Origin of the sequence: Paenibacillus sacheonensis (assembly GCF_009909195.1) — a bacterium.
Classification (GTDB): Bacteria; Bacillota; Bacilli; order Paenibacillales; family Paenibacillaceae; genus Paenibacillus_Z; species Paenibacillus_Z sacheonensis.
On sequence record NZ_JAAAMU010000030.1, the window covers coordinates 38,690 to 52,406 of the forward strand.

16 protein-coding genes, 1 rRNA gene and 1 riboswitch are annotated in these 13,717 nt (G+C 51.2%); of the genes, 2 read left to right on the forward strand and 15 right to left on the reverse strand.

The features are described from left to right. Position 1 precedes the first annotated feature (1 nt). The 4 genes from rnmV to GT003_RS30635 all read right to left on the reverse strand — a co-directional run bounded on the left by rnmV (position 2) and on the right by GT003_RS30635 (position 4,639). Positions 2-556: a ribonuclease M5 gene (gene rnmV, locus GT003_RS30620; protein WP_161705212.1), complete on the reverse strand. Its 555-nt coding sequence runs from the start codon at positions 554-556 to the stop codon at positions 2-4. Between the two features lie 205 nt (positions 557-761). Continuing rightward, complete coding sequence (locus GT003_RS30625) at positions 762-1,784, reverse strand: resuscitation-promoting factor (protein ID WP_420831491.1); 1,023 nt, start codon at positions 1,782-1,784, stop codon at positions 762-764. A 355-nt stretch (positions 1,785-2,139) separates the two neighbouring features. Beyond that, positions 2,140-2,348, reverse strand: a riboswitch (cyclic di-AMP (ydaO/yuaA leader). Between the two features lie 185 nt (positions 2,349-2,533). Next, positions 2,534-3,304, reverse strand: a complete 771-nt coding sequence (locus GT003_RS30630) for a TatD family hydrolase (protein ID WP_161705214.1) — start codon at positions 3,302-3,304, stop codon at positions 2,534-2,536. 18 nt (positions 3,305-3,322) lie between these two features. Next, the gene (locus GT003_RS30635) at positions 3,323-4,639 is read right to left on the reverse strand and encodes an HD domain-containing protein (protein WP_161705216.1); all 1,317 of its coding nucleotides are present in this window, start codon (positions 4,637-4,639) and stop codon (positions 3,323-3,325) included. 272 nt (positions 4,640-4,911) lie between these two features. Here GT003_RS30635 and GT003_RS30640 point away from each other — a divergent pair, with 272 nt between their 5' ends. Then, positions 4,912-5,166: an AbrB/MazE/SpoVT family DNA-binding domain-containing protein gene (locus tag GT003_RS30640; protein ID WP_161705218.1), complete on the forward strand. Its 255-nt coding sequence runs from the start codon at positions 4,912-4,914 to the stop codon at positions 5,164-5,166. Positions 5,167-5,276: 110 nt separating this feature from the next. Here the strand turns inward: GT003_RS30640 and rsmI are convergent, their stop codons facing one another. The 10 genes from rsmI to GT003_RS30690 form a co-directional block, all read right to left on the reverse strand. Then, on the reverse strand, positions 5,277-6,167 hold the full coding sequence (rsmI, locus tag GT003_RS30645) for a 16S rRNA (cytidine(1402)-2'-O)-methyltransferase (RefSeq protein ID WP_161705221.1): 891 nt from the start codon (positions 6,165-6,167) through the stop codon (positions 5,277-5,279). Continuing rightward, a complete protein-coding gene (locus GT003_RS30650; RefSeq protein WP_338046042.1) occupies positions 6,164-6,946 on the reverse strand; it encodes a tRNA1(Val) (adenine(37)-N6)-methyltransferase in 783 nt (260 codons plus the stop codon). Before GT003_RS30650 ends, rsmI begins: the two co-directional genes overlap by 4 nt. 107 nt (positions 6,947-7,053) lie before the next feature. After that, the gene (locus tag GT003_RS30655) at positions 7,054-7,404 is read right to left on the reverse strand and encodes an initiation-control protein YabA (protein ID WP_161705246.1); all 351 of its coding nucleotides are present in this window, start codon (positions 7,402-7,404) and stop codon (positions 7,054-7,056) included. Positions 7,405-7,499: 95 nt separating this feature from the next. Beyond that, on the reverse strand, positions 7,500-8,303 hold the full coding sequence (locus tag GT003_RS30660) for a PSP1 domain-containing protein (protein ID WP_161705223.1): 804 nt from the start codon (positions 8,301-8,303) through the stop codon (positions 7,500-7,502). 4 nt (positions 8,304-8,307) lie between these two features. Continuing rightward, the gene (gene holB / locus GT003_RS30665) at positions 8,308-9,285 is read right to left on the reverse strand and encodes a DNA polymerase III subunit delta' (protein WP_161705225.1); all 978 of its coding nucleotides are present in this window, start codon (positions 9,283-9,285) and stop codon (positions 8,308-8,310) included. Positions 9,286-9,306: 21 nt separating this feature from the next. Beyond that, complete coding sequence (locus tag GT003_RS30670; RefSeq protein ID WP_161705226.1) at positions 9,307-9,750, reverse strand: YaaR family protein; 444 nt, start codon at positions 9,748-9,750, stop codon at positions 9,307-9,309. A 17-nt stretch (positions 9,751-9,767) separates the two neighbouring features. Further along, on the reverse strand, positions 9,768-10,097 hold the full coding sequence (locus tag GT003_RS30675) for a cyclic-di-AMP receptor (protein ID WP_161705228.1): 330 nt from the start codon (positions 10,095-10,097) through the stop codon (positions 9,768-9,770). A 98-nt stretch (positions 10,098-10,195) separates the two neighbouring features. Beyond that, positions 10,196-10,822 (reverse strand): dTMP kinase, encoded by a 627-nt coding sequence (gene tmk, locus GT003_RS30680; protein ID WP_161705230.1) that lies wholly within the window; start codon positions 10,820-10,822, stop codon positions 10,196-10,198. 68 nt (positions 10,823-10,890) lie between these two features. Beyond that, positions 10,891-12,393 (reverse strand): aminotransferase class I/II-fold pyridoxal phosphate-dependent enzyme, encoded by a 1,503-nt coding sequence (locus tag GT003_RS30685; protein ID WP_161705232.1) that lies wholly within the window; start codon positions 12,391-12,393, stop codon positions 10,891-10,893. Positions 12,394-12,558: 165 nt separating this feature from the next. Next, positions 12,559-12,747: a sigma factor G inhibitor Gin gene (locus tag GT003_RS30690; protein WP_161705234.1), complete on the reverse strand. Its 189-nt coding sequence runs from the start codon at positions 12,745-12,747 to the stop codon at positions 12,559-12,561. A 203-nt stretch (positions 12,748-12,950) separates the two neighbouring features. Between GT003_RS30690 and GT003_RS30695 the strand changes: the two genes are divergently transcribed. Continuing rightward, positions 12,951-13,502 (forward strand): transposase, encoded by a 552-nt coding sequence (locus tag GT003_RS30695; RefSeq protein WP_161705236.1) that lies wholly within the window; start codon positions 12,951-12,953, stop codon positions 13,500-13,502. Between the two features lie 106 nt (positions 13,503-13,608). Here the strand turns inward: GT003_RS30695 and rrf are convergent. Continuing rightward, a 5S ribosomal RNA gene (gene rrf / locus GT003_RS30700) occupies positions 13,609-13,717 on the reverse strand; the annotation flags it as partial.

A 13,717-nucleotide genomic window follows, 5' to 3' on the forward strand; every position in this document is an offset into this window, starting at 1 on the left:
ATTAGTCTCCTTCGCTCTCCATCGCCTGCAGGGCACGCCGGAATTCTTCCCGCGTAATCCGGAACGTGGAGCATCGTTTATAGAACTGCTTGCCGTTTGCATACCCGATTCCAAGCAGATTGCCCATCTTGAGTCTTCGCTCCGACGCCTGCGGATGAACGAGCAAGCCGGCCTGCATAAGATCGTCCATCGTAATCTCCGCGAGTCCGCCGTCCCCTTCCGCCGCTTCCGTCCGCAAATTGCTTAACGCATGCCGGATAGCCTCCGGGGACGCGTTCTCAACGCCGATATCGCCTTTGTATAGCGCGTCCGCCTGCGGCAGGAACGCATGCTTGCAGCCTGGAACTCGCTGCGCAACGATTTTGCGGATGCGCTCGCCTGCGTGATCCGGATCCGTGAATATAATGACGCCTCGGCGCTCCTGCGCCAGCTCGATGCGACGCAGCACGGATTCTCCAATGGCGGAGCCACCCGTTTCGATCGTCTCGGCTTCAACGGCACGCTTGATCGCTACCGTATCATCCTTGCCTTCGACGACAATGATTTCTTTCATCATAGGAACTTTATTCCTGCCTTTCAAGCAATCTTACCTGGTAGACAAACAAGCAAAAAGAAGAGGCGTAGCCTCTTCTTATCATGGCATATTTAAGCACAAATTACGAATATGAATGAAGTAGAGCAGCGACCGCGCTTGTAAGCAAACAAGGGATCTGTTCCGCTTCGTTCCATATTCAAATGATAGCCGTAAGCTAACCCGGTGTCTACAGCGACTCCGGCTTTTTCGGTCCCAGGACGTAAACCGTGAAGCCCCGCTTCCGTCCAAAACGGTCTGCGTACGACTCGCTATCGAAGTAAACGTCGATCTTGTTCCCTTTGATCGCGCTGCCGGTGTCTTCCGCACGGCGGAAACCGATTCCTTCAATATAGACCCAATAGCCGATTGGAATCACCCTCGGATCTACCGCAATCGTACGACCTTCCTGAACTCGGGCACCGGATGCCGTTATGCCGTACTCCGGATGGCCCTTGGTCTTGCCCGTAGAGGCCAGACCGGCTGAATATGCCGTCAGGGTGACGTTCTTGATTATTTTCTTCGCGTTGAAGGTTACGCCATGCTTCGTCACGGTCGAAGCTGTCTTGGCGGACAATACCGCTACTTTCGGCTCGGGCTTCTTGGTCCCGACCGATACCACTTGATTGACCGTTGCTTGCGGCGTCAGCTTCTCGACGAGCGATTGCGATACGAGTACGCCGTCAGCGAATACCGTCTCGTAACGTTTAACGACCTTGCCCTGCTTGCCCGACCGGACAAGCTTTTGTTTCCCGAGCGCTAGCTTCGGATCTTCCTGCTTCACCACCGTGAAGGGAACATCGTACGTGCTCTCGGAGTATTTCTTATCGATCCGGGTGACCGTGATGGTCATATTCGGTTCCAGTGCAGCCGTCACGGAAGGGGATACCTTATCCTGACTGCGAACCGTTATATCAGCCTGATCGATCGCCGCCTGTACAGTTTTCTCTGTCGTGTACAACGTTCTTGCTTTGCCGTCAGCCTTTACAATAAGCGGGACCGCCTGATCGATTACGATCCGGTCGCCGTCGTTTATTCCGCCATCGAGCGGCATCGACACTTTGTCATGAGTGCCGATTGTAATGGCTTGTTCATCCAGTAGGCGTTGAAGGACCCATTGTTTCGTGGATACAATGGTTTCTCGTCCGTTCAATACTACGGAGACATGCTTGTCAGCCGTTCCGTACAACAACACCAAAAACATGAAAGTCATAGCGATTGAGATCATGGCGCTCAGTACAATTAAACGCACATTCTCATGCTTCCATCGCAATGCGAAAGACATGCTGGATGATCGTTTCCCATGGGTGTCCTTAAGCTGGAGTTCTCCCACTTCATCGGTCCTCCTTACATAGCCCCGCCGCCTTGTTACGCATGATACTTAGACGCGACTATTGAGTATTTGCGTGCAAGCACGCATTTTCGGCAATTCGCCCCGGCTCCTCCTCACGATATACACCCTATGTCGTCAGTTTACGCAATATTCAAACAAAAAGAAGCCGACGACAGAGGATCTGTTTCGTGGCTTCCCATTGAATAATGGCAGCTAGAGTTGCATGCACGAGGTTGATCTCTCTTATGGACGCTTGCGAGGTTAGCTGTCGGATTCGGGCGTGAGAGTCGCCCTATTCGCTCGCGACGCTTGATACCCCAGCGCCCTTCTGCGAAATTCACCCCAAGAAGAATTTCAATGTCTCCGCTGTCCGAAATGATACAAACAGTTTCAACAATTGGTTCCCCCGCTCTCCGGTTACCGGAGATTAAGCGATTATTTTGGAAATGGAATACATGTTTTGTTGCTCTGAGATGAATCATACAGTCTAGCGCTGCACATTGTAAAGAACTGATTAATGACGATTTTAGTGAATTTCAAGGAAAATTACGAGAAAATCACGTGATTTTTGGATCAAAAATCACTTTTTTCACCGGATTTCATCCAAATGCTTACTATTTGCCTTGATTTCATGAGATTCCAAAACATTTCATCGCGTTTTCCGTTGTAATCTTCCCAATTTCTTCTACAGATTTACCTAAAATCTCCGCCATCGTATTTGCTACAAGACGGACGAAAGCAGACTCGTTTCGCTTTCCGCGATAGGGGTGAGGAGCCAAATACGGAGCATCCGTTTCGATCAATAATCGGTCTAACGGCACCTTGGCCATTACCTCTTTCGGGACCCGTGCATTTTGAAATGTAAGCGGTCCACCGAACGAAATATAGAAGTTCATGTCCAGGCATTGCTTGGCCGTTTCCCAGCTGCCGGAATAGCAGTGCATGACGCCTCCGACCTCGCTCGCTTTTTCCTCGCGCAGAATACGGACCACGTCCTCGTGCGCGTCCCGATTATGGATCACGATCGGCTTGCGCTTCTCTTTGGCGAGTGCGATTTGCTGCCGGAACACGCGTTGTTGAACGTCTTTCGGCGAGGTATCCCAATGGTAATCCAGCCCGATTTCCCCAATGGCTACCACCTTCGGATGATCGCATAGCGAGGCGATCCATTCCAAATCCTCCGGCTTCATATCAATACTGTCCACGGGATGCCAGCCGACGGCGGCATAGATGAAGGCGTACTGCTCGGCAAGTGCCATTGTGCTCGGAATGGTCTCCCGGTTAAATCCGATGTTGATCAGCTTATGGATTCCTTCCTCTTGTGCCCGTTTGATGACCTCGGCGCGGTCTTCGTCGAATTTATGCGAGTCCAAATGCGTATGCGTGTCGATTAATAACATCTTTTTCGTAACCCCTTTCTACATTAAAGCAAATAATTCGCGTATATTCGCGGACAGCCGATGGGCTGATTCACGAAGCGGCTCCTCCGGGTAATACAGGTGATACTTCCCTTGGTGAATACCTGTAATGGAACGGACAATGTCGGAACGTCCGGAGATTTCCGACAGCTGGTCCTCGCCCGACAACAGCAGGATCGGCGGTTTTTCCTCTTTTTCCGCCTTTGCGGATGAACCTGGACGATACACATGGTAGGGCATGTCATAAGGAAAGTCAATTTCCAGGTGATACTCGGGATGAAGGCCCACCGCGCTAAACTGACTGCGAATTTCCTGCCACAATTTTTCGTCGGCTTGATCCATGGTTATATACTTGTACAGCCTGCGATTCAAGAAGCGGCGGCACAGATCGGAAAGCACGGCATCGGGTTCGCCGGCCCATGCGGAGAAGGCGGTTTGCACGAGCGCTTCGTCCAGTGCGACATAGTCCTCGATATCGATAGTCCCCGAGATTAACTTCTCGAGCGGCGACATCATCCAGGTGAACGCATAGCCCGCTCCATGAAGTTCCTTCGCCCTGCGGAAAATTTGCTTTAGGATGATCTCGGAGCTTCGCGTCACGGGATGAAAATACACCTGCCAATACATCTGGTAGCGGGACATGAGATAATCCTCGACGGCGTGCATGCCGCTTTCCTTGACGACGATTTGTCCCTGATACGGTCGCAGAACACGCAGGATCCGCTCCAAATCGAAAGTCCCGTAATTGACGCCCGTATAATAGGCATCGCGAAGCAAATAATCCATTCGGTCTGCGTCCATTTGACTGGATACCAGCGACACCACGATCGGTTCATGATAGGATTTGCAAATGACCGCAGCAACCCGCTCCGGATAAGAAGCATCATATTCGCGCAGCACCTGGTTGATTTCGGTATCCTCCAGAAGAATGCGGCATGTCCAAGCTTCATGATGCGTGTCGAACACGTCTTCTATGGAGTGCGAGAACGGCCCGTGACCGACATCATGAAGCAGGGCGGCGCATAAAGCTACGAGCTTCTCCTCCTTCGGCCAGCCGGGATATCCGCTTCGCTCGAATTGGGAGATGATTTTGCGCGTAATTTCATAGACACCCAGAGAATGCGAGAATCGACTGTGTTCCGCGCCATGGAAAGTCAAATACGAAGTTCCCAGCTGACGAATGCGGCGCAAGCGTTGAAATTCGCGCGTATTGATCAAATTCCAGATCAATTCATCTTGTACATAGATGTACTTATGGACCGGGTCTTTAAAAACCTTCTCCTCGGGAAGACGATCCTTTGCACGACTAACTGTCATTTCTACACGCTCCCATCGTTCGGTATTTCGACATAATTGTCGAACTATTGTCGAATTCTGTCACAATACTATTTCCAATATGTACGTGGTTGTTGTACTATATAAAGTAATGACAAATGCCTTATTCTAAAGAAATAGTGGTTACATAAGCCCTTGATCGCCATGGAGGGCATGTTGACTATTTTGGTAATCGTTGGTATTATTAAGACATTCATTGATAGAATTTTGTCGAATATTGGCGACTTAATACTATGAAAGGGGAATGAATAGTTATGATGAAATCCACTGGTATCGTTCGTAAAGTTGATGAACTCGGCCGTGTAGTGATTCCGATTGAATTGCGCCGTACGCTCGGCATTGGGGAGAAGGACGCCCTGGAAATTTACGTGGACGGCGAGCGGATCATGCTCAAGAAATATGAGCCTGCTTGCATCTTCTGCGGCAATGCCGAGAACGTAGCCTATTTCAAAGGAAAAATCGTCTGCAATGTTTGTTTGACGGAAATGCCAACTCCTATTACAAAATAAGAGACAAATCCAGAATTATAGGTTATAATGAAATTATCCAATTTGTTAATTCTAACCTTTTTCATACTCCTTGATGCCTTCCTGTGCCATCCGGCCAGGGAGGTCTTTTTTTATTTTTTCATCACTTCATTATATACGTCCCGCTTCTGCAGCCCCCGGTCCGAAGCCACGCGTTTGATGGACTCTTTTCGATCGCCGTTTTGCGCTTCATAGTACGCTACGTGATCCTCGATGCTAAGCGGAATCCACCACGATGCCTCCTCCTGCTGCGCAGCCGCTGCTTCCTCACCGCTTATTCCCGCAATGACAAGGCAGTATTCCCCGATAGGCGGGTGCTCTTCCAGCCAAGCGATGCATTCCGAGATCGTGCCGCGCACGATTTCTTCATGCCGCTTGGTCAGTTCCCGAACCATCGCGATTCTTCGATCTCCCCATTGCTCCAGTATGACCGGCAGCGTTTTTGCTATGCGATGCGGAGACTCGTAACAGATCAACGTTTCTTCCTGGCGCTGCAGCTGATTCAGCCAGTTCACAAGCGGCTTACGGTCCCGCGGCGGAAAACCCGCAAATTGAAATCGATCCGTCGGCAATCCGGAGACGATCAGCGCCGACAATGCCGCATTCGCACCAGGAACCGGTACGACTTTCAGTCCGCGTTCAGCCGCAGCCGCAGCCAGATCCGCTCCTGGATCCGAGATGGCCGGCATGCCTGCATCGCTCACGAGCGCAATGGATTGCCCCGCTTCCAATAAGCGAATCAACTCAGGACCGCTGGCCTCTTTATTATGTTCATGATAGCTGACCAGCCTGGCACCGATCTCGAAATGAGCAAGCAGCTTGCGCGTCTGCCTCGTGTCTTCAGCGGCGATCAGATCGACTTCCTTGAGAATGCGGATCGCCCGAAACGTCATGTCTTCCAAATTGCCGATCGGCGTACCGACCAGATACAGCGTGCCTTGCGCTTCTCCGTCTCCGTCCTTAAAGCTGCGTTGTACGATCATTGTCCGTCTCCCTCCGTTCCCGCGGGTTTACCCGTGCGATCCCCATAGTAGATCTGCATTAATTCTTCATTATATACGCGCTGTTCATTGTACACGATAAGAGGCGGCAGCATCCGCAGCTCCGGCTTGCCATCTCGGGCTGCTTCGATTAACACCATGTTGGCCTCCGAATCGCTGCTTGGATGAACGAAGCGCATTCGTTTCGGTTCCAGCTTCCATTTACGCATCGTTTCCAGAATTTCGACCAGCCTGGAAGGGCGGTGAACCATGGCGACGCGCCCGCCCGTTCGGACGAGCCTTGCACAAGCGGCTACAATATCGTTCAGCGTGCCGTTGCGTTCATGGCGAGCCATCGCAAAATGCTCGTTCTCGTTCTGATCGCCCGTTCCAGCCGGCATATAAGGCGGATTAACCGTAACGACATCGTAGATGCCTTGCCCGATCTTTTTATGAAAATCCCGCAAATCGCCCTCATACACCGCTATACGATCCTCTAGTTCGTTCGCCGCTATGCTGCGCCGTGCCATATCCGCCAAACGCGGCTGGATCTCGACCGCATCGATCGCCGCCTTCGTCCTCGTTGTCAGCAGCAGTGGTATCACCCCATTGCCGCTGCATAGATCCAGGATTTTGCCGCGGGGCGGCACAGCCGCGAATCGAGCCAGCAATACGGCGTCCATCGAGAAGCTGAACACGTCCCGGCTTTGAATGATATGTAGTTGATGGGTCAATAAATCGTCGAGCCTCTCGCCCGGGTTCAATGCCACTTCTTTAACCACGTCTTCATGCTCCTTAGTCTGTTCGTTCTATTATATGCAAACAAGACCCTGTGTTAGAGGGTCTTGTAAACTAACCGCGCCATTCGTCGGCAGCGTAGATGTTCGTATTAATCTTTATTGAGAAACGAGAGGCAGAACAAACAGTCGCCTTCCGTGCGCAAATGCCCATAATACAAATTACAAATATGAAATCCTTCATGATACAGCCGTGCTAAATTGTCGTAGCCCTGTCCAACTGCCGACGAATCTCCCGTCACTACCGGTTCATCGTTCGTTCCGGCATCTTCGGCCGCTGCATCTTCCACGATCACGGGTTCCGTCTTCGGCGTATACGCCGCGGTTTCCCGCTTTAATACTTTGCGCAGCTGTCCATTTTCTATGCTAAGCCGGTTATTCTCTTCAAGCAGCGCTTTAATCTTCTGCTTCATCGAGCCCAGCTCCGTATACAAACTGCCCATATGCGCTTCCAAATTGCTGATTTCGCTAAAAATGTCTTTTTTCAAGTTTCCACCCCAAGGCTATACAGCTTCGGATTTCACGTGGCCTGCTGGCCTTATTTGATGACGACGTCATCCATCGGTAATTCCTTCGGTTTGCCGCCGACCTCGAACAATTGAACATAGACCGATTTGGTACCGGCATTGATACCCGTTACTTTGCCTTCGCCATAGGAGGTGACGACGATCTTGCCTATTGCGGGAAGCTCTTCACGGATGCTTTCGTAATTGTCGTGCTCGTACTTAAGGCAGCACATCAGACGTCCGCACAACCCGGATATCTTCGTTGGGTTCAGCGACAAGTTCTGATCCTTGGCCATCTTGATCGATACGGGTTCAAAGTCACCCAGCCAGGTCGAGCAGCAGAGCACGCGTCCGCAAGGGCCGATCCCGCCCAGCATCTTCGCTTCGTCGCGAACGCCGATTTGGCGAAGTTCAATCCGTGTGCGGAATACGCTCGCCAAGTCCTTCACCAGCTCGCGGAAATCGACCCGTCCCTCGGCCGTAAAGTAGAAAATGATTTTATTGCGGTCAAACGTGAATTCGACATCGACCAGTTTCATCTTCAACTGATGATCCCGAATCTTCTCCAAACAGGTTGCAAACGCGTTGCGTGCCGCCGATTTGTTCTCTTCGACGATCTTCGCATCGTTGTCACCCGCAATCCGAATGACTCTCTTTAGCGGAAGGACCACATCCGATTCACCGACTTGTTTGGGTCCTACGACTACTTTTCCGTACTCGATCCCTCTTGCGGTTTCCACGATGACGTACTGTTCCTTTTCCACCTGGAAATCGACGGGATCAAAGTAATAAATCTTGCCCGCCTTCTTGAAGCGGACACCCACGACGGTATACAATTATTCACCCCTCCTGTACGCGGATCAGCAGCTGTTCGAGCGCTAATTGCGCCGACACGTGCGCGCGGATGCGCTTGCCTGCTTCCAGCGTGTACTCCATACATGCCACCCAGCCCTCTGCCGGGCGTGAATAGGCATGCTTGCCAATCCAATCAAGCTGATCTATAAAAACGAGCGACTCATGTCTTCCTGCTTGAAAATGAATCATATCTTTGTACCACAGCGTCAACAAAGACAAAAGAAGCTGCGGCTGTTCACCAAGCTCCGTCTTCATGATTTGCTGCTGCAAGGACATCATTGCCGCGGTGAACCGGCTTAGACTGTCCTTTCCCAATTGTATCACTACGTTTCTCATTTCTGCAAACCCATTCTGCTGGATAAGCGCCCGGCATGCGTCCAGTCCCGAGGCCAAATGAACGGCGGCGCGCGCAGGCAATTGGGGAAGGCCCTCATCGACGAGCGTTTGCAGCATCTCATTCGGTGCCAGCGGCATGAAGGGCACGAGCTGCGTGCGCGACCGAATGGTGGGGAGCATCGCTTGTCCATTCTCGGTAAGCAGAATCGCCACGACCGGCGATTGGGGCTCCTCGAGAAACTTCAGCAGGCTGTTGGCAGCTTGCAGCGTCATGCTCTCCGCCCGCTGCATGATGTATATTTTTCGGGCCGTATTTAGGTTTCGATAAGCGAGCTCGCGCTGGAGCTCGCGAATTTGATCGATTTTAATCGAATTGCCGTCCGGTTCGACGATATGCAGATCCGGCTGATTGCCGTGCTCGAACTTCCGGCATTCCAAGCAGTGGCCGCAGGCATCGTCACCGCCTTCCGTGCAGAACAGCGCCTTCGCGAAAGCCATGGCCATTTTCGTGCGCCCGCTCCCCGGAGGTCCGCTGAATAAGTAGGCATGCGACACCTTGCCGCTGCTCAGCGCAAATTGCAGGATGCGTTTCGCCTTCGATTGTCCGGCAACTTGTGCGATGCTCATAGATCAGGAATCCCTTCTTTATCAAAAAAACAAATTAATCAGCATGCCGCGAATATCGCCTACCGACTGCAGCAGCTTAAGACGCCCGTCTTCGCTCTCCAGCAGCTCCTCGCCCATCAGGACGAGCGAGGCATCGATTTCCTCCAGCAGCTTGTAGCGCTTCGTACGGCCCCGCCTGTCGAAGCCTCGGGTTTCTTTCATGCCTACGCCGCGGCGAACCGTGTCTTCAAGAAACTGCTTCACCATTTGGCGGTACAGCTTCAGCTCTCTGACCGTCATCGAACGCGCCAGTCGTTCGCCTTGATTATGAATATCCTTCAGCTTTTCCTGCAGCTGCTCGATCGTCCGCTGTTCGTCCTGCACGTTCATCACGTCGGAAAAACTTTTCATGACGACAGGTCGTGCGCCGGAATCCGGCCGCGATCGATCGGCACCTAGAGGACGCCATCCGGGATTGATTTTCATTGCTCATTCACGCCCATTCAGAAATGTTCAAAACGCTCGACAGGAACGACGAATACTGCCGCGCCGCCAACCTGAACCTCTACCGGGAATGGAATATAGGAATCGGTCGTGCTGCCCATTGGGGATACAGGAGAAACAAGCTGGTCACGGACCTTGCAGTTCGAACGGATGACGTTCAGCACTTCGTGAACCCGCTCGTCTTCGATCCCGATTATGAATGTCGTATTGCCAGCACGCAGAAATCCGCCGGTACTTGCAAGCTTCGTTGCCCGGAAACCTTCTCTTACGAGTGCGTTCGACAGTCGATTGCTGTCCTTATCTTGAACAATCGCAATAACTAATTTCATCCTAATCCCTCCCATATTCCTTCAAGAAACCACAGGTCATGCGGTTTCATTGAAAATCGACTCTTCTTAATTATTTGACGCGGAATGCGATTAATCCTTTAAATTCGCGCATTTAAGATCGTAACGACGTCCCTCAGAACATACTCTGGCGCTTGTTCCGCATCAATCCGCTTGATCCGTTCAGGCTCTTTCGTCATCAGCTGCCTATAGCCTTCTCTTACCGCCCCATGGAACGAGAGCCCCTCCAAGTCCAACCGGTTGATTTCTCTGCCCTCGCCTGCGTGAATGCGTGCCAAACCGGCCTCCGGCGATATATCAAGCCAGAACGTGAGCGTCGGCATATGTCCGCTAATCGCGAATTCATTAATGGATTGGACTTCCGCAATGCCAAGGCCGCGTGCATACCCCTGATAAGCCAAGCTGCTGTCGATGAAACGATCGCAGATGACGATCTCCCCTCTTGCGAGAGCAGGCAGCACCTTCTCTACTAAATGCTGGCGTCGCGCAGCTGCGTAAAGCAGCGCTTCCGTACGGGCATCCATCTCTGTATTTTCCTTATCGAGCACAATCCCGCGAATTTGTTCCGCAATCGGAATGCCGCCCGGTTCTCTTGTCGTAAGTACTTGCCTGCCTTGATTGCGAAGGGTCTTGGCGAGCTGCTCGATCAACGTTGTTTTCCCTGCGCCTTCTCCGCCTTCAATCGTCAGAAACCATCCTTTTTCCACTGCCGTACTCCTTTTGTCCTGTCTGTTAATACCCTTATCATATCAAAGCCAACCATAGGCGTAAATCGCTACCGATCGGCGGAAACCGCTATTGTTCGCATGGAGGGATCAACCGCCCCTTGGCATCTGGCTCCGTCTGCAACCAGCTGTGTAATCATGGTTATGGCATGAGCGGATATTCGTTCTCCTTCATAGAGCAGAGGAATACCCGGCGGGTAAGGAATGACGGTCTCGGCCGCGTATCGTCCTTCTGCATCATTCAGTGGAATACGCTCCGTTCCGCTAGGATTGAGACGGTTGGCACCGATGCGATTGAATTTTACCGGCTCGGATAGGCTGCCTTGCAATGAAACAGGTTTATATTCCATGCGAGTACCATTTGCACAATCGTTCGACTCCACTTCCACCATAATCAAGCTTAAGGCTTGTTGAAGCCGCTCCACTTCTTCTATAGAAGCGCCGATACCCAAGAGAAGCACCACATAACGGGAATCAGCCATTTCTGCGTAAATACCGAACGTTTCCAGCCTTCTCTGCAGTTCAAATCCCGTCAAACTACCCGTACGGTCATAAATCAGCACGCGTAGCGGATCCAACTGTGTACCATATGTCGTCTTCCTTATTAGGCCGATCGAACCCTGCTCAGAGACCCACTGTTGAAAAGCCATTGAGGCTGCTAATCCACGTTCAAACATATCGCTGCCATACCCGTCTATCATTGCCCGGGTAATATCAAGCGAAGCCATAATGGGGTAGGACGGGCTCGAGCTCTGGATCATGCGCAGCGCATCTGCGATAGCGTCTTGGTTTATCCGTTCACCTTGGATATGAAGCATAGCCCCCATTGTAAGGGCTAGTAAGGTCTTATGGGTAGACTGGACGACGGCATCCGCGCCAGCCTGAAGAGCCGATTGCGGAAACGCCGAATGAAGTCCATAATGTGCGCCGTGAGCCTCGTCTACGAGCAGCATTTTACCGTATCGGTGTACGAGGTCTGCATATGGAGCTAGATTTACGCTCAGGCCATAATAGCTTGGGTTAGTCAGGAATAGCGCTTTGGCCTCCGGATACTGCTGAAGTGCCCGTTCCACTACCGCGAGTGACGGAACCGCGTCAAGACCATAATCGGAGTCCCGTTCCGGCATGAGGAACACCGCCCTGGCTCCCGATAGCTTCAGTCCATTAAGGACCGATTTATGCGTATTCCTCTGGACAAGGATTAAGTCATCGGGTTCGCAGGCCGCTAGAATCATCGCCAGGTTCCCCGCCGTGCTGCCGCCCACCAGGAAGAATGTCCGTTCTGCTCCAAACGTGGCTGCAGCCAGATGCTGCGCTTCTTCAATAATGCCGGATGGTGCGTGAAGATCATCGGTCATGGATAGCTCTGTTACATCCATCTCCATAACGGTTCTGAATGAGTGTAAAGCATGATCCGGCAAGCCAGGTACACTCGCCAGAGACTTCCCGTATTTATGACCCGGCACATGATAACTATCGGGATGAGAGGCATATAAGGCGTATAGGGAATCAAATAGTGGCGCGTACCACGTTGGTTTCTTATGTTCGGTCATAACGGGCTCCTCCGGCTTCCATCTCGTCTATCCTACCATCATAATGGATTCCGGGGGCGACATAAACCTTGCCGCGCTTAGAAACAAAATAATCCTAAACTTCCTCGCTTGCGAATCAACGAGAAAATCAAGGATCATAAGCGCAGCTGCAATCTAGTGTGAGAATTATGCATTATTCTGGAGCCAAATCCGTCTAAGCTGATGAATGAAAAAGGGATACTTCGCATCCTGTACTTCCGTATGAACCATTTCAAGCTCGCAGGTATCGCAAATAAAACCATCGATAATTCGAATACCTTCCTGTTTCTCATGACCGCAAATGATACATAGACCATTTGATGTTTCTTCCGTCATTTCGCTTCACCTCACCCAGCAAAAATAGGTCATTTCCTCTAGTATGCCACAAAGTCTAGCAAGCTATACGGCTTTCATAGCCCATTTCAAATAGTAATACAGTTTATGTCGAAACGCCTAGATTGGTGAAGGATAGCTTGCACTTCTTTTCGAACGGAAGTCTACACATTCCAACGGCGAAATCCGATATTTGGTGTAGAACAATGAAAGGCGCTGACGAAATGATTAGGGGCACGCTCGCCGAACAAGATAAAGTAACGATCTATCAATATCAGCTAAAGCTAAAAATACTCGTTCGAGATGAACTGTATCGCAGTTATCTCTGTGCGATTGCGATTCTCGCGATCTTCCTGCTGCTTATGTATCGTCTAGATGGCGTCAAAGCGCTCGGAATCGGGATTCTCTGCAGTCAGTTTATTCATTTCCTTATCATTCGGCTGACGCTCATACGCGTGGATGAGCCGGATTATCGACGGTGGGGCTGGCGGGTCCTCGGGGTATGGATCGGATACATTCCCGTTGCTTATATGGAATTAGGACTCTTCCGCAGAGTGCACCGACATTTATTTTGGCTCGGGCTATGCGCAATCGGTTTATTATACCCCTGGGCTAACGAAGCAACCATGATCAGCCTTACCATGAGTCATATATGGTTCTTGGCTCCGCGCTTCATCATGATCAGAAGGCTGCGCAAATCAAGGCGAGATGGGATTCTCAAAATCACTGCAACTGAAGTCAGCTACTATCATCGATAAATGCACAAAACGTGCAGATGACTGTAGCTGGTTTTTTTATGGAATGACAAGAACAAATAAGTCAATGCAACAAAAAACCGACTGCAAGTTGCAGTCGGTTCATCGTGCTTGGCAACGTCCTACTCTCCCAGGACCCTGCGGTCCAAGTACCATCGGCGCTGGAGGGCTTAACGGTCGTGTTCGGGATGGGTACGCGTGGTTCCCCTCCGCCATCG